The sequence below is a fragment of the Martinezella lusitana genome (assembly GCF_010668395.1).
Classification (GTDB): Bacteria; Pseudomonadota; Alphaproteobacteria; order Rhizobiales; family Rhizobiaceae; genus Rhizobium; species Rhizobium lusitanum_A.
Map to the genome: position 1 here is coordinate 480,783 of NZ_WUEY01000001.1, position 14,890 is coordinate 495,672.

The 14,890-nt window shown below is 61.8% G+C and carries 15 protein-coding genes and 1 pseudogene; 8 read left to right on the top strand and 8 right to left on the bottom strand.

Annotated elements, in window-relative coordinates:
* Positions 1-150: 150 nt before the first annotated feature.
* Complete coding sequence (locus GR212_RS02345) at positions 151-855, top strand: pyrimidine 5'-nucleotidase (RefSeq protein ID WP_163984838.1); 705 nt, start codon at positions 151-153, stop codon at positions 853-855.
* 113 nt (positions 856-968) lie between these two features.
* Positions 969-1,601, top strand: coding sequence for an EF-hand domain-containing protein (locus GR212_RS02350; protein ID WP_163984839.1), 633 nt, complete (start codon positions 969-971; stop codon positions 1,599-1,601).
* A gap of 118 nt (positions 1,602-1,719) precedes the next feature.
* Here the strand turns inward: GR212_RS02350 and GR212_RS02355 are convergent, their stop codons facing one another.
* Positions 1,720-2,592, bottom strand: coding sequence for an LOG family protein (locus GR212_RS02355; RefSeq protein WP_163984840.1), 873 nt, complete (start codon positions 2,590-2,592; stop codon positions 1,720-1,722).
* A 213-nt stretch (positions 2,593-2,805) separates the two neighbouring features.
* On the opposite strand from GR212_RS02355, the gene dapD reads away from it, so the two are divergent.
* The 3 genes from dapD to GR212_RS02370 all read left to right on the top strand — a co-directional run bounded on the left by dapD (position 2,806) and on the right by GR212_RS02370 (position 5,599).
* Positions 2,806-3,663, top strand: a complete 858-nt coding sequence (gene dapD, locus GR212_RS02360; RefSeq protein WP_163984841.1) for a 2,3,4,5-tetrahydropyridine-2,6-dicarboxylate N-succinyltransferase — start codon at positions 2,806-2,808, stop codon at positions 3,661-3,663.
* A 156-nt stretch (positions 3,664-3,819) separates the two neighbouring features.
* Positions 3,820-5,013, top strand: coding sequence for a succinyl-diaminopimelate desuccinylase (dapE, locus tag GR212_RS02365; protein WP_163984842.1), 1,194 nt, complete (start codon positions 3,820-3,822; stop codon positions 5,011-5,013).
* Entirely contained in the window at positions 5,000-5,599 is a 600-nt protein-coding gene (locus tag GR212_RS02370) for a hypothetical protein (protein WP_163984843.1), read from the top strand. Before dapE ends, GR212_RS02370 begins: the two co-directional genes overlap by 14 nt.
* 57 nt (positions 5,600-5,656) lie before the next feature.
* Here the strand turns inward: GR212_RS02370 and GR212_RS02375 are convergent.
* From GR212_RS02375 to def, 6 genes and pseudogenes are all read right to left on the bottom strand, one after another.
* Positions 5,657-5,773 (bottom strand): annotated as a pseudogene (locus tag GR212_RS02375) (arsenate reductase (glutaredoxin)); the annotation flags it as partial.
* The gene (truA, locus tag GR212_RS02380) at positions 5,751-6,557 is read right to left on the bottom strand and encodes a tRNA pseudouridine(38-40) synthase TruA (protein WP_163984844.1); all 807 of its coding nucleotides are present in this window, start codon (positions 6,555-6,557) and stop codon (positions 5,751-5,753) included. The gene truA and the pseudogene GR212_RS02375, both read right to left, overlap by 23 nt.
* Positions 6,557-7,504: a methionyl-tRNA formyltransferase gene (gene fmt / locus GR212_RS02385; RefSeq protein ID WP_163984845.1), complete on the bottom strand. Its 948-nt coding sequence runs from the start codon at positions 7,502-7,504 to the stop codon at positions 6,557-6,559. Before fmt ends, truA begins: the two co-directional genes overlap by 1 nt.
* 61 nt (positions 7,505-7,565) lie before the next feature.
* Positions 7,566-7,985, bottom strand: a complete 420-nt coding sequence (locus GR212_RS02390; protein WP_163984846.1) for a type II toxin-antitoxin system VapC family toxin — start codon at positions 7,983-7,985, stop codon at positions 7,566-7,568.
* On the bottom strand, positions 7,982-8,272 hold the full coding sequence (locus GR212_RS02395) for a FitA-like ribbon-helix-helix domain-containing protein (protein ID WP_163985164.1): 291 nt from the start codon (positions 8,270-8,272) through the stop codon (positions 7,982-7,984). The genes GR212_RS02390 and GR212_RS02395 overlap by 4 nt, the downstream gene beginning before the upstream one ends.
* A 65-nt stretch (positions 8,273-8,337) precedes the next feature.
* Positions 8,338-8,853, bottom strand: a complete 516-nt coding sequence (gene def, locus GR212_RS02400) for a peptide deformylase (RefSeq protein ID WP_163984847.1) — start codon at positions 8,851-8,853, stop codon at positions 8,338-8,340.
* 186 nt (positions 8,854-9,039) lie between these two features.
* On the opposite strand from def, the gene GR212_RS02405 reads away from it, so the two are divergent.
* The 3 genes from GR212_RS02405 to GR212_RS02415 all read left to right on the top strand — a co-directional run bounded on the left by GR212_RS02405 (position 9,040) and on the right by GR212_RS02415 (position 13,760).
* The gene (locus GR212_RS02405; RefSeq protein ID WP_163984848.1) at positions 9,040-10,218 is read left to right on the top strand and encodes a DNA recombination protein RmuC; all 1,179 of its coding nucleotides are present in this window, start codon (positions 9,040-9,042) and stop codon (positions 10,216-10,218) included.
* A gap of 102 nt (positions 10,219-10,320) precedes the next feature.
* Entirely contained in the window at positions 10,321-11,220 is a 900-nt protein-coding gene (locus GR212_RS02410; RefSeq protein WP_163984849.1) for a ribokinase, read from the top strand.
* Between the two features lie 194 nt (positions 11,221-11,414).
* Positions 11,415-13,760, top strand: coding sequence for a methyl-accepting chemotaxis protein (locus GR212_RS02415; protein ID WP_163985165.1), 2,346 nt, complete (start codon positions 11,415-11,417; stop codon positions 13,758-13,760).
* A gap of 66 nt (positions 13,761-13,826) precedes the next feature.
* Here GR212_RS02415 and GR212_RS02420 read toward each other — a convergent pair whose 3' ends face one another.
* Positions 13,827-14,771, bottom strand: coding sequence for a nucleoside hydrolase (locus GR212_RS02420; RefSeq protein ID WP_163984850.1), 945 nt, complete (start codon positions 14,769-14,771; stop codon positions 13,827-13,829).
* Positions 14,772-14,890: the final 119 nt, after the last annotated feature.

Consider the following 14,890-nt stretch of genomic DNA (forward strand, 5'->3'; position numbering starts at 1 on the left):
CTCCGGTTGAAAATAGAGTAAAACCCCGCAAATCAATAGTAAAATCATAGCCGGCATTGGATTATCCGCCAATGCCCGCGACACGGCGGCATGTCGCATGCATGAATATTTTCCCTCCCCTTTCGCAGGAGGGCATGCGATAAGCTCCCCATGAGCCAGACAAAATCACTCTCCGAGCCGTCAGATTTCTCCAACATCCGCGATTGGGTGTTCGACCTCGACAACACGCTCTATCCGCATCATGTCGATCTCTTCGCGCAGATCGACAAGAACATGACCGCTTATGTCTCGGCGCTGCTGCAGATGGAGCGGGACGAAGCGCGCAAGCTGCAGAAGCAATATTATCTCGACCATGGCACGACGTTGCAGGGATTGATGATCCATCACGGCATCGATCCCGACGACTTCCTGGAAAAGGCCCATGCGATCGACTATTCGGCGCTGACACCGCAGCCGGAGCTGGCTGCCGCCATCAGGGCGCTGCCGGGGCGCAAGTTCATCTTCACCAACGGCAGTGTCAAACACGCCCAGGCGACGGCCGGCGCGCTCGGCATTCTCGACAGCTTCGACGACATTTTCGACATCGTTGCGGCCGACTACGTGCCGAAACCTGCCGGCACGACCTACGACAAATTCACGAGCCTCAACCGGGTGGACACGAAGCGAGCCGCCATGTTCGAGGATCTGCCGCGCAATCTCACGGTGCCCAAGGCGCTCGGCATGAAGACCGTGCTGCTGGTGCCCCGGAACCTCGAGACGACGGTCGTCGAATGGTGGGAGCGCACCACCGGCGAGGACGATCATATCGACTATGTGACCGACGACCTCACCAGCTTTCTCAAGGCCTTAGCTTAACCATTCATTAGGGCGGGGTTACGAAAGTTTCATCCGCCTTACAGAGGTTTAATTGGCCGTTTTGGACCACCCGCCCTATCGTTTAACCATTCCTCGACACGAAAGGAAAAACGATGAACGGGAAAAAAATTCTTCTTGCGGGACTTTCCGCAGCCCTTCTGGTGGGCGCCGCCGCCCAGGCGAGCTTCGCTGCCCAGGATGAAGCAAACGGCGGTCATCATGGCGGACGCTGGCACGGACCGCGCTTTTCACCGGAAATCGTCTATGTGCGCATGCTGAAGCAATTCGGCCAGCCCGGCGACACCAAGATCACCCGTGACGAGGTGAAAGCCGGCGTCGACAAGATCTTCGACCAGATCGACACCAACCACGACGGCGAAATCACGCCCGGCGAGTTGCGCGCCTATCGTCAGGAACGCTTCAAGGAATGGAAAGCCGAGCACGCCAAGGCAAAGGACGATCAGGGCGACAATCAGGCCCAGAACGATCAGAGCAAGGGCGATCAGGCACAAGCCGACAACAAGGGCAATCATGGCCAACGCCATCACAGGCCGCACGGCCGCTTCATGCATGAAGCAGGTTTGATGCGCGGCATGATGATCTTCCATCGCATCGACAAGGATGAAAATGGCCAGATCAGCAAGCAGGAGGCCGAAGACGCCGCCAACAAGTTCTTCGACCGTATGGACCGCAACCATGACGGCGTGATCTCGCTGGACGACATGCCGAACCGGCCGTTGCTGTAGGCCTCCTCATCAAGCGCGACCCTGCAGGCGAGCCCCCGCGCCGCATGGATCGCGTCTTGAACGGGACTCCCATGACCGAAAGCCCGCCCTCGCCTCCGCGACGGCGGGCTTTTCGTTGTCAGTGGCCGTTGTCGTGCTCGTAGAAATCGCGAACGATCTTCCAGGCATCGTCTGCAGTGTCCACGAAGCTGATCAGGTTGACGTCGTCAGGCGCGATGGTGCCGAATTCGGCGAGCGCTTCGAAATTGATGATGTTGCGCCAGAATTTTTCGCCGAAGAGAATGAGCGGCAGGCGCTCCATGCGGCCGGTCTGAATGAGCGTCAGGCATTCGAACAATTCGTCGAGCGTGCCGAAGCCACCCGGAAATACCGCGATCGCCTTGGCCCGCACCATGAAGTGCATCTTGCGGATCGCGAAATAATGGAAATTGAAGCTGAGCTCCGGCGTGACATAGGCGTTCGGCGCCTGCTCGTGCGGCAAGACGATGTTGAGGCCGATCGACGGCGCCCCTTCTTCGGCCGCACCGCGATTGCCCGCCTCCATCACGCCCGGGCCGCCGCCGGTCACCACGACATATTCGTGGAAGTCGAAGCCGGCGGAATGGCGGGAGCAAAGCCGCGCGAACTTGCGCGCCTCCTCGTAATAGACCGATGCGGCCTCGAGATTGGCGCGCTGCACGTCGTTGCGGGCAGCCCATGCATTGGCGCCCGGTGCCGGAATGCGCGCGCCGCCGAACATCACGACAGTCGACTTGATGCCGCGTTCGGTCAGCGACATTTCGGTCTTCAGCAGTTCGAGCTGCAGGCGGATCGGCCGCAGTTCCTCACGGCACAGGAAGTCCTCGTCGGCATAGGCGAGCCGGTAGGAAGGCGACATCGACTGCGGCGTGCGCGGCACGGATTCGGCCCGCTTCTTGTCCGCCGAGCTCGTCTTCAAGGGGTCCCATACCCCATCCTTGCGCCTCAGCCTGCCGTTCTTCGCCTTGCTCATCTATTCATGCCTTTCGAATCGATCATGACGGGCCGTTCCCGCCCATGGAGAGGGATGGCCAAGCTCTTGCATATGCCCCTACAACGCCTTGAATCCAAGCTCAATCGGCGCTTAAAAGACATTCCATTTTCGACATCCATGCTATAGGACCAATCGACCGCTTCCGGACCATTCCGGAAATCACGATAGGCACTGACGTTTTAAGGAATTCCCATGAGCGCTAACGATCTCGCCTCCCTCGAAAAGTCCATCGAGGCTGCTTTCGACAATCGCGACAATGTGAACACCTCGACGCGCGGCGAAGTCCGCGAGGCCGTCGAGACGGCGCTCAATCTCCTCGACAGCGGCGAAGTGCGCGTGGCCGAACGCGGTGCGGACGGCAACTGGACCGTCAACCAGTGGCTCAAGAAAGCGGTTCTGCTCTCCTTCCGCCTGAACGACATGAAGATCGTCGAAGGCGGTCCGGGCAATGCCACCTGGTGGGACAAGGTTCCCTCGAAGTTCGAAGGCTGGGGTGAGAACCGCTTCCGCGAAGCCGGCTTCCGCGCCGTGCCGAACGCCGTCGTGCGTCATTCCGCCTATATCGCGCCGAACGCCATCCTGATGCCGTCCTTCGTCAATCTCGGCGCCTATGTCGGCGAAGGCACCATGGTCGATACCTGGGCCACCGTCGGCTCCTGCGCGCAGATCGGCAAGCATGTGCATCTTTCGGGCGGCGTCGGCATCGGCGGCGTGCTGGAGCCGATGCAGGCCGGCCCGACGATCATCGAGGACAATTGCTTCATCGGCGCCCGCTCGGAAGTGGTCGAGGGCTGCATCATCCGCGAAGGCTCGGTGCTCGGCATGGGCGTCTTCATCGGCAAATCGACCAAGATCGTCGACCGCGCCACCGGCGAGATCACCTATGGCGAAGTTCCGCCCTACTCGGTCGTCGTCGCCGGCGCCCTGCCGAGCGGCAACACCATGGCGAACGGCCAGCCCGCCCCCAGCCTCTATTGCGCCGTCATCGTGAAGCGCGTCGATGAAAAGACCCGCTCGAAGACCGGCATCAACGAGCTGCTGCGCGACTGATCGCGAATTTTCGGAAGCGCGGTTCCATATCGCGCTTCCCTTGTGCTTGCCGGGTTAACATGCCTGTGCGATTGCTGGAATCGCGGCAAAGATTTTCGAGCCATCGCCGATCCTTTGCCATCGCTTTGCCATTTCCCGCCGGATAAGTTGCCTCCGATGACTGTTACCGATCCCGTCACCAACCTGCAGACCCTCATTCGCTGCGCCTCGGTCACACCAGCCGAAGGCGGTGCGCTGACCGCGCTTGCCGACATGCTGCTGCCGCTGGGCTTCAAGGTCGAGCGCATGACGGCGAGCGAGCCGGGAACGCCCGATATCGAGAACCTCTATGCGCGGCTCGGCGCGGATGGACCGCATCTGATGTTTGCCGGGCACACCGACGTCGTGCCGGTCGGCGATGCCGCCTCCTGGAGCCACCCGCCCTTTGCCGCCGAGATCGCCAATGGCGAGCTTTTCGGCCGCGGCGCTGTCGATATGAAGGGTGGCATTGCCTGTTTCGTCGCCGCCGTCGCGCGCCATATCGAGAAGCACGGCAAGCCCGCCGGCTCGATCTCCTTCCTGATTACCGGCGACGAGGAAGGGCCGGCGATCAACGGCACGATCAAGCTGCTGCAATGGGCAGCCGAGCGCGGCGAGACTTGGGACGCGTCGCTCGTCGGCGAACCGACCAACCCGGACCGGCTCGGCGACATGATCAAGATCGGCCGCCGCGGCTCGATTTCCGGCTTCATCACCGTCCATGGCGTCCAGGGCCATGCGGCTTATCCGCACCTCGCCGACAACCCCGTGCGCAGCATCATCAAGCTGACGGAAGCGCTGCTCGACCCGCCTTTCGATAGCGGCACGGACAGTTTCCAGCCGTCCAACCTCGAAGTGACGACCATCGATGTCGGCAATGCCGCCACCAACGTCATCCCCGCCAAGGCGACCGCGACCTTCAACATCCGCTTCAACGACACCTGGACCGCCGATACGCTGAAGGCCGAAATCATCGCCCGCCTGGATGCGGCAGCCGCAGACCAGACGCTGCGCCCCGGACGCCCGCCGGCGAAATACGACATCACCTGGTCCGAGCGCCCGAGCCAGGTCTTCCTCACGCGCAACAATGCGCTGATCGCCTCGCTCTCTTCGGCCGTCGAAAACATCACCGGCCAAAGGCCGGCGCTTTCGACCACCGGCGGCACCTCCGACGCCCGCTACATCAAGGACTATTGCCCCGTCGTCGAATTCGGCCTCGTCGGCCAAACCATGCATATGGTCGACGAGCGTGTGGCGCTGTCGGATCTCGAAACGCTGACCGGGATCTACCAGACCTTCATCCAGCGCTGGTTCGAGAATGCCGACATTTAGGGAAGTCCAATATTATCTGTCCGGCCTGTGGCTGCTGATACGTATGGATGCGCGCGGATTCCAGTATCTGGATACAACGGATCGCGGCATGCTGCGCTCCTTCTGGGCCATTGTCTGGAGCCTGCCACCGATCGGCATTTCCTGGCTATGGCTGCAGCAGGCCTATCTCATGGCCATGCCTCCCGAAACATCGACCGGGATCGCCTTCTTCATGCGCCTCGCGCTGGTCGAGGCGGCCGGCTGGCTCATGCCGCCGATCCTTGCCGGGCTGCTGCTTCTGCTCTTCCGTTTCGGCGACAAGTTTCCGCCGATCGTCGCGACGGTAAATTGGCTTTTCGTGCCGGCCAACTATCTGAATGCATTGCTGTTTGCATTGATCATCTTTGTCCCCGGCGCGAAGGTTCTGGCGGGATTTCTATCGCTGATACTGACCATGGCGACTATCTTCTCGCTGGCACGCATTCTCAGGATGATCTGCGGCACGCATCCGCTTTTCATCGGCGCGTTGACGCTGATGCTGCTCATTCCGAACATGCTGCTGACGGATTTCCTGCAGCGCTTCCTCGGGGTCTACCCGCCGGGCTGAGCTAGCGACCAACGACTTCGCCGTCTTCCTTGGTGAAGGAACCGATATCCGGGTTCAGCTGGGCGGCGTCTTCAGATATTCGATGACGAGGGGCTCTTCTCCCGACTGCCTGATCATAGCCCGCGTGTTGCGCGAGGTGCCGCAAGCGGGATTATGATAGATCGTCACCGTCATCGGTGTTCTCTCCCTCGCCGGAAGCCAAACCGGCATCGTCGCGATAATCCACCTGCATGAAATAGAGCCCATCCGGCGGGGCGACAGGACCGCAGGCCTTGCGATCCTTGGCTTCGAGCGCTGCACGCACGTCGTCCGGCGTCCATTTGCCCTCGCCCGCCAGCTTCAGCGTGCCGGCGAAGGAACGGATCTGATTATGCAGGAAGCTTTGCGCCGTGGCGCGGATCTCGATCAATTCGCCGCTGCGCGTCACATCCAGCCGGTCGAGCGTGCGCACCGGGCTGTTCGCCTGGCAATGCGCCGAGCGGAAGGTGGTGAAATCATGCCGTCCCACAAGGGTTTGCGCTGCGGCGTGCATGACCTCGTGATCCATGTCCTTCGGCACCCACCAGGCACGCCCGGCCTCCAGCGCCAGGGGAGCGCGGCGGGCGATGATGCGATAGAGATAATGGCGGCGAATGGCCGAGAAGCGCGCATCGAAGCTTTGGTCGACCTCGACGATATCGAGAATGGCGACCCGATCTCCGGCAAGCCGCAGATGCGCATTGAGCGCATTGCGCAGCGTATAGGTCTTCCACTCCTTGGAAAGGTCGGCATGCATGACCTGACCCATGGCATGCACGCCGGAATCCGTACGCCCCGCGCCGCGGATCGAAACCGTCTCACCCGTCAGCGACAGGATGGCGCTTTCGATCGCGCCCTGCACGGAGGGGCCGTTTTCCTGGCGCTGCCAGCCGACATAGGGGATGCCGTCATATTCGACGGTCATTCTGTAACGCGGCATCAGCCCTGCCCCGAAGCAAGCACGGTGCCCGGCGAGATCGGCGTGCCACGCACGAAATCGGCCGCCGCCAGCGGCTTGCCGCCGGCCTTCTGCAGCTTCGTGAGACGCACGGCGCCGGAGGCGCAGGCAATGACGAGATCGTCCGTCAGGACGTGGCCGGCGGCTCCATTGCCCTCGGCCAGCGCCGAGCCGAGCACCTTGATGCGCTCGGGACGGCCGGCGATTTCGGCTTCGAACCAGGCGCCGGGAAAAGGCGACAAGCCGCGAATATGATTGTGCACATCCGTCGCCGGCTTGCCAAAATCGATGCGGGTTTCGGCCTTGTCGATCTTGGCGGCATAAAGAACGCCCTCGGCCGGCTGGGCGGTCAGCGGCAGCTCGTCATGCTCCAGCTTGTTCATCGCCTCGGCCATGGCCTTGGCGCCCACGAGCATCAGCCTGTCATGCAGCTCGCCCGATGTCATTGTGTCGCCGATCTCGACCTCGCGCGTCAGCGCGACCGGGCCGGTATCGAGACCCTTGTCCATCTTCATCACCATCATGCCGGTCTTGGCATCGCCGGCCATGATCGCCCGCTGGATGGGGGCAGCCCCGCGCCAGCGCGGCAGCAGCGACGCATGACCGTTGTAGCAGCCAAGGCGCGTACCGGTGAGGATCGCTTCCGGCAGCAGCAGGCCGTATGCCACGACGACGGCGACATCTGCATCCAGATCGCGAAAGCGCTGGCGCTCGTCGGGATCCTTGAAGTTGACCGGCGTGAACACCGGCAGGCCGAGCAATTCGGCCGCCTGATGCACCGGCGATTTCTGCAGGTCGAGCCCGCGCCGGCCGCCGGGACGCGGCGGCTGCGTGTAAACGGCGCGAACCTTGTGCCCGGCATCGATCAGGGACCGCAACGTCGGCACGGAGAATTCGGGCGTTCCCATGAAAATGATGTTGAGCGACATGCGATCCATCCGGCTGAGATTATCAAGTTTCGAATGACCCAAGCGCCACCCGGGTCAAATGCTAGCCGCCTTCAAACGGGTTTATGAGCTTGAGATCAAGCCCCTCGAAGTCTTTTGTGTTGCGCGTCGCCAATGTCGCGCCGTTCGTGAGGCAGATTGCGGCGATCATGGCATCTTGCACGGAAATCTGATGGCCCGAACGCTCCCGACGAGCACGAATACGACCCGTTTCAATGGCAGAATTTTGATCGAAGCGAAGGATCCTGCCGTGGAACGACGCGAGCAAAGCATTGAAGATCTTCGTGTAGCGATCGGACTGCGTGCGAAGCAAGAAGCGCTCCGCGCCATAGGATTGCTCCATCACCACGACATCGCAAAGATAGAATTCCGTGCTTGACCGAGCCTTCATCCAGACAGTTACATTTTGATCCGGAACAGGTCTTTCCAGCTCAGAAATAACATTCGTATCGAGGACGATCATTCAAAGTCCTCGACCGGACGGCCGAAGTCCTTCTTTCGCTCCGCCTCGATTTCTTCCATGATGCGTGCATACTCCGCTGCTGCGGTGTCATTGCCATCATAGAGGATCGGTCTCAGAAGATCCCAAGCCGATGGTCGAGGGGTCTCCATTTCGGCTTTCTCCGCGATCAAGGCCCTCTGTAAGAGTTCTTTCGCCTCCTCCGAAAGGCTGCGTCCGGTTTGCCTTGCCCGTCTTGCGATATCCTGCTTCATGGGCTCGGAAATATCGCGAATCAAAAGATCACTCATCTGCGCCTCCATTTGATATCAATGATATCATAGGCGCCCGCAGCTGATCTTTCAATGGCGGCCGGTCACAGAGCCTTGGACTTGGCGGCCTTGGTGAACTTCTTGATCACCATCTCGCGCTTGAGACGGGAGATGTGGTCGATAAACAGCACGCCGTTCAGGTGATCGATCTCATGCTGTACGCAGGTCGCCAGCAAACCCTCAGCCTCGGTGAGCAGTTCCTTGCCGTTGCGGTCCAGATGCTTGACGGTGACGCGCGCAGGGCGCTCCACTTCGGCATAGTAATCCGGAATGGAAAGGCAGCCTTCCTCATAGACCGAACGCTCGTCCGACGACGCGACGATCTCCGGATTGATGAAAACCAGCGGCGTCTTCTCTTCACCTTCGCGCGCGACGTCGATAACAAGCATACGGCGGGGAACGCCGATCTGGATCGCCGCGAGGCCGATGCCCGGCGCGTCGTACATGGTTTCCAGCATGTCGTCGGCGAGGCGCTGAATTTCGGTATCGATCTGCTCGATGGGCTTGGAAGCCTGGCGGAGCAGCGGATCGGGCAAAATGATAAGTGGCTTGATCGTCATGACGTTTCCCATAACGCATCTTGTTGTGCGATGGAATCGTCAAGAGGCGGTGAAGCGGTGTTTTTTCAACGACCGGCGTCAAAGCCGGAGCAAATGGCCCGGAAATTCTGTTCACGTTTTGATCTGGATATTCGCAACAATTTTGCTATGGTGCCGATCTAGAACTTCACCAGCGCGCCAGGTTTCATGTCCTTCATCCTCTTCGGCCAAGCCATTTCCACGGTCCAGATCCTGACCGGCCTCGTCATCCTGCTTGTTATCGCGGTACTCGTCCTTTTCATCCGCAGCAGGGCGCGCGCGGAGGACGACATGCTCGACGCCGAGCATACCATGGCCGCGCTTCTTCGATCGCAGGCGGAGATGCAGGGCCGGCTCGCCGCCATGGCCGAAGTGTTCGGCTCGCGGCAGGCCGAGCTCAACCAGGCGATCGGCCAGCGTCTGGACGGCATGTCGCAACGGGTGACGGCGACGATCGGCGAGCAGACGCGCTCGACGCATGAAAACCTGCGCCGGCTGCAGGAGAGGCTTGCCGTCATCGATGCGGCGCAGACCAATATCCAGTCGCTGGCGAAGGATGTCGTCGGGCTGCAGGCCATCCTTTCCAACAAGCAGACGCGCGGCGCCTTCGGCCAGGCACGCATGGAGACCATCGTCGCCGATGGACTGCCGATGGGCGCCTATGCCTTCCAGCCGACGCTTTCGAACGGCTCGCGGCCGGACTGCACCATTCGCATGCCGAACGGCTCGCCGCCGCTGGTTATCGATGCCAAGTTTCCGCTGGAAGCGTGGAACGCCATTCGCAGCGCCGCCAGCCCGGAACATGGCAAGATCGCAGCCCAACAGTTCCGCCGGGATCTGGAACTGCATATTCGCGACATCTCGGAGAAATATCTCATCCCGAGCGAAACGCAGGACACGGCCTTTCTCTTCGTGCCCTCCGAATCCATCTTCGCCGAGATTCACGAGAACTTCGAGGCGATCGTGCAGAAGGCGCAGCGCGCCCGCATCGTCATCGTCTCGCCTTCGCTGCTGATGCTGTCGATCCAGGTGATCCAGGCAGTGCTGAAGGATCAGCGCATGCGCGAGCAGGCGCATGTCATCCAAAGCGAAGTCGCGCATCTGATGGACGATCTTTCCCGGCTGGATGAGCGGGTGCGCAAGCTCCAAGGCCATTTTGCCATGGCGCAGAAGGATGTCGACATGATCGTCACCTCGGCCGACAAGCTGGCAAGGCGGGGCGAGAGGATCGAGGCGCTGGAGTTCGAGGCCGCGAAAGAGCCTGCGAAGACGCGTGCCGAAGAGAAACCAAAGCCGGTCGATAACCGCACGAGCCAACTCAAGCTGAGGGTGGTTGACGAAGACTGATCGCTTCGGCAGTGTCGCGCCCAATCGATGCATGATCCCAAAAGACAGAGAGCAGCCTTCGGGCAGGATCACGCAGGATCAACGCCCAGGGCAGGATATCGCATGATCACTATTTTCGGCTCCATCAACATGGATCTCATCGCCACAACGGATCGCTTGCCGAAGCCGGGAGAAACCGTCGCCGGCAACGGCTTTTCCACCGCCGCGGGCGGCAAGGGCGCCAATCAGGCGCTGGCCGCGCGCCGCGCCGGCGCAACGGTCCGCCTCAGCGGCGCCGTCGGCAATGACGGCTTTGCCGAGCCCGCGCTTGCCCTGCTCGATGCAGCCGGCACCGATCTTTCCGCCGTCAGGCGCGTCTCCGAGCCGACCGGCACGGCCCTCATCCTGGTGGGTGGCGACGGCGAGAACATGATTGCCGTCGTTCCCGGCGCCAACGGCACGAATACGAGCGACGACGCCACCGCCGCCGTTGCCGCGCTGAACCCGGGCGATACGCTGATGCTGCAGTTCGAAATCCCGGTCGCCGCCGTCGAAACGGCACTGAATGCCGCAAAGGCGAAGGGTGTGCGCACGGTGCTCAATCTCGCGCCGCTGATTCCGGAGGCCGCTCGCCTCGGCCGGCTTGCCGAGATCGTCATCGCCAACGAGACCGAATTCGAAAGACTGGCCGGCCAGGACAACATGTCGGCATCCGAGCGAGAGGCAGCCCTCGTCCGCCTGCACGGAGAGACCGGCCAGACGCTGATCGTGACGCTCGGCGGCGACGGCGTCATCGCCATCCGCGACGGCGAGCTTTCGCGCGCCAAGGGTCTCGTCATCGAGCCGGTCGATACGGTCGGCGCCGGCGACACGTTCTGCGGCTACTTCGCCGCAAGTCTCGATCAGGGCCTGGATTTTCACGCCAGCCTGCGCAGGGCCGCCGTGGCAGGTTCGCTCGCCTGCCTGAAGCCGGGTGCTCAACCGTCCATTCCGGTCGCGAGCGAAGTCGCCGAGAAGCTTTAAAGATAAAATTTCGTAAGCATTGCGAAGCGCAATTAATTAAATTTTTGCGCTTCCGTATCATTCTCCTCTGGCCTGACGTGCACGGCCTTTCGGCTCCGGCAGGAATTTTCACGGCGGCCCCATGACAGGGCCATCCTGTGCCGACTTTGCATCCGGATAATGTCTATCCGACGCATCGCATTTTCGAGGAAATGATGTTCATCTTTCGTATGAAGTCGCTTGCGGCCAAGCTGATCTTGGTCACCGGGCTGGCGATCGCGCTCGTCTTGCTGGTTTCCAACTTTTTGCTGATTTCACAGACCCGCGACCGTGTCGAAGCGCTGACAATGGATCAGGCCAATACCGAGGCCAAATCCATTTCAAACGAGATCGCCGCCAATCTCGGCGAAATGGCCAGCGCTGCCCGTTCCATGGCTGCCATCATCGGCCGCGGCCACGAAGGGCATACCTTCGATCGCAAGGGTATCATCAACATCCTCAAGGCGAACGTAGAACAGAACGCCTTTGCCTTCGGCAGCTGGTTCTGCGAGCAGCTCGGCGCGCTGGACGGCAAGACGACGGAACTTGCCAACAACAAGGATGAAGGCGTCAACGACAAGGGTGCCTTTTCACCCTACTGGTCCAAGACGAAGGACGGCGGCATCCAGTTCTCGACCTTCGACAACGACTATACGGCCGCCTGGTGGAAGCTTGCCGCCGACAGCGGCAAGGGCGCGATCACGCCGCCCTACCTGGCACAGGGCACCGACGTTCCGACGACCATGAGCTCGATCGCCTACCCAGTCATGTCCGGCGGCAAGATGATCGGCGTCGCAGGCGTCGATATCTCTCTCAACTCGCTCTACACGAAGCTCCAGAAGCTGCATCCATTCGGCTCGGGCCGCGTGCTGCTGGTCTCCCAGGACAACAAGTGGCTGGTCGCCCCGACCGCCGACCTGCTGATGAAGGATTATAACGGCGCGGGCACCGACGTCATCAAGGCGGCGCTGAGCTCCTCCTCCGCAAGCATCCTCAAGAACCTTTCCGAAAACGGCGGCGAAGAATTCGACCGCGTCGTCTACCCCTTCGCCGTTCCCGGCCTCAACGCGACCTGGGTCGTCCTCATCGACGTTCCTCACAGCGCGATCGCCGCACCGGTGCAGGATCAGACCTACACGATGATTATCGCCGGCATCCTCGTGCTGGGCGCCGTCATGCTCGCTCTTTACGTCGCCGTGCGCGGCTTCGTGCAGAAGCCGCTCGCCGGCCTTATCGCGAGCGTCAACCGCCTCAGCGCCGGCAACTACGCCGAGCCGGTCGCCGGTCAGGCGCGTGCCGACGAAGTCGGTTCGGTCGCCAAGGCGCTCGAAGGCTTCCGCTTCGCGCTCGCCGACACCAAGCGTCTGGAAGGCGAAGCCAATGATCAGCGTCTGGCTGCCGAGGGCGAACGCCGCCGCTCGGAAACCGAGCGCAACGAGAGCGTCACGCTGCAACGTCATATCGTCAGCATTCTCGGCCATAGCCTCGCCGAGCTCTCGAAGGGCAACCTCAACCACCGGATAGCCGACGACTTCCCGGGCGAGTACGCCCAGCTCAAGCAGGACTTCAATGCCGCGCTTGCCAGCCTCGAGGAGACCGTCCACACCGTCAATGTTAGCGTTGGCAACATCGGCAGCGGCACCGGCGAAATCAGCACCAGCGCGTCGGACCTCGCCCGCCGCACCGAGCAGCAGGCGGCAAGCCTCGAAGAGACTGCGGCAGCCCTCAACGAGCTTACCGCGCAGGTCAATTCCAGCGCCGAGAATGCCCGCACGGCGGCAAGCAGCGTCAATGCCGCATCCGAGGACGCCGAGCATTCCGGCGAGATCGTCCAGAGGGCCATTGCCTCCATGCATGGCATCGAGCAATCGTCGCAGGAAGTTTCGCGCATCATCAGCGTTATCGACGAGATCGCCTTCCAGACCAACCTGCTTGCATTGAACGCCGGCGTCGAAGCCGCCCGTGCCGGTGAAGCTGGCAAGGGCTTTGCGGTCGTCGCGCAGGAAGTGCGCGAACTGGCCCAGCGCTCGGCCAACGCCGCCAAGGAGATCAAGACCCTGATCAATACCTCGGCGGGTCAGGTCAAGGAAGGCGTGGATCTGGTCGGCCGCGCAGGCGATGCCCTGCACAAGATCGCCCAGCAGGTGATGGAGATCAACGGATTGATCCGCCAGATCTCCGCTTCCGCAAGCGAGCAGGCAATCGGGCTGAAGGAAATCAACTCGGCCATGAACCAGATGGATCAGGTGACCCAGCAGAACGCCGCGATGGTCGAGGAGACCACCGCTTCCAGCGTGGCGCTCGCCGAGGAAGCCCAGACCCTGAGAACGCTCGTCGCGCGCTTCCGCACCGCGGGCGCCATTCAGGACAATGCCAGCGCATTGCGGGCGACAGCCCAGCAGATGCGGGCTCCGGCGGCTCCCCGCAGGGCTGCAGCGCCCGTGGCCGCGCCGGCACGCAGGGCCATTCCCCAGACCCAGGGCGCCAATGCCCTGGCACAGGACGACTGGGAAGAATTCTGAGCCGACCCGGCTTGAGTGAATGAAAAGGCCGCCGGATTGCTCCGGCGGCCTTTTTCTTGGCCATGATCAGATGCGGGCGAACCGTTCGGTCAGCAGCGCGAAGAAGCCATCGGCATCGACATCGCGCATGACCTTGGCGTTCCGCTTGCGGTCGGTGACATGCCACCAGTCGACCACGGTCATCCCCACGGTCAGCTCCGAGGTCACCTCGATCTCGACGTTGCACTCGCGTCCCTTGAAAAGCTCAGGCTTCAGCAGATAGGCAACCACGGTCGGGTCATGCAGCGGGCCGCCGTCGGAGCCATATTTCTCGATATCGAAGCGCTCGAAGAATTCCAGCATCTCGGCCATGGCCTTTGCAGGCGGGGTGCCGACAGCGGCGATACGGGCGACACGATCCTTGCGCGTCAGCAGCTTGTGCGTGACGTCGAGCGGCATCATGACGATCGGCACGCCGGAGCGGAACACGATATCGGCCGCTTCGGGGTCGACATAGATGTTGAATTCGGCCGCCGGCGTGATGTTGCCGCCCTCGAAGAAGCCGCCACCCATCATCACCAGCTCGCGCACGCGCGCGACGATGTCCGGCGCCTTCTGGAAGGCCAGCGCCACATTGGTCAGCGGCCCCAGCGTGCAGAGCGTGACCGCGCCTTCCGGCTGGCTGCGCAGCGTGTCGATGATGAAGTCGACGGCGTGGCCCGGCTGCAGTTCCATGGTCGGTTCCGACAGATCGGGACCATCGAGGCCGGTCTTGCCATGCACATGCTCGGCGGTGACCAGCTTGCGCTTGAGCGGCGCATCCGCGCCGGCGAAAACCTTGACGTCGCGCCGATTGCAGAGTTCGCAGACAATGCGGGCATTGCGGCTCGTCATTCGCAGCGGCACGTTGCCGGCAACCGTCGTGATGCCGAGCACGTCGATCTCCTCGCGGCTGCCGAAGGCGAGAAAGATCGCCGCGGCGTCGTCCTGACCAGGGTCGGTATCGATGATGATTTTTCTGGGTTCGGTCATGTCTGTGATATCCTCCGGTGCAGATCGAGAGGCTTTGTCGCGAGTCCGGTCAGGCTTTGTCAAGCGCTCGGGCGTCATGTCACCAAACGATTCTTCCTTGCACGATTCGATCTCGCAAA

Excerpts from the sequence above, each read along its gene's own strand:
- GR212_RS02345 (WP_163984838.1), top strand. The coding sequence starts at position 151 with ATGAGCCAGACAAAATCACTCTCCGAGCCGTCAGATTTCTCCAACATC.
- GR212_RS02350 (WP_163984839.1), top strand. The coding sequence starts at position 969 with ATGAACGGGAAAAAAATTCTTCTTGCGGGACTTTCCGCAGCCCTTCTG.
- GR212_RS02355 (WP_163984840.1), bottom strand. The coding sequence starts at position 2,592 with ATGAGCAAGGCGAAGAACGGCAGGCTGAGGCGCAAGGATGGGGTATGG.
- dapD (WP_163984841.1), top strand. The coding sequence starts at position 2,806 with ATGAGCGCTAACGATCTCGCCTCCCTCGAAAAGTCCATCGAGGCTGCT.
- dapE (WP_163984842.1), top strand. The coding sequence starts at position 3,820 with ATGACTGTTACCGATCCCGTCACCAACCTGCAGACCCTCATTCGCTGC.
- GR212_RS02370 (WP_163984843.1), top strand. The coding sequence starts at position 5,000 with ATGCCGACATTTAGGGAAGTCCAATATTATCTGTCCGGCCTGTGGCTG.
- truA (WP_163984844.1), bottom strand. The coding sequence starts at position 6,557 with ATGCCGCGTTACAGAATGACCGTCGAATATGACGGCATCCCCTATGTC.
- fmt (WP_163984845.1), bottom strand. The coding sequence starts at position 7,504 with ATGTCGCTCAACATCATTTTCATGGGAACGCCCGAATTCTCCGTGCCG.
- GR212_RS02390 (WP_163984846.1), bottom strand. The coding sequence starts at position 7,985 with ATGATCGTCCTCGATACGAATGTTATTTCTGAGCTGGAAAGACCTGTT.
- GR212_RS02395 (WP_163985164.1), bottom strand. The coding sequence starts at position 8,272 with ATGAGTGATCTTTTGATTCGCGATATTTCCGAGCCCATGAAGCAGGAT.
- def (WP_163984847.1), bottom strand. The coding sequence starts at position 8,853 with ATGACGATCAAGCCACTTATCATTTTGCCCGATCCGCTGCTCCGCCAG.
- GR212_RS02405 (WP_163984848.1), top strand. The coding sequence starts at position 9,040 with ATGTCCTTCATCCTCTTCGGCCAAGCCATTTCCACGGTCCAGATCCTG.
- GR212_RS02410 (WP_163984849.1), top strand. The coding sequence starts at position 10,321 with ATGATCACTATTTTCGGCTCCATCAACATGGATCTCATCGCCACAACG.
- GR212_RS02415 (WP_163985165.1), top strand. The coding sequence starts at position 11,415 with ATGTTCATCTTTCGTATGAAGTCGCTTGCGGCCAAGCTGATCTTGGTC.
- GR212_RS02420 (WP_163984850.1), bottom strand. The coding sequence starts at position 14,771 with ATGACCGAACCCAGAAAAATCATCATCGATACCGACCCTGGTCAGGAC.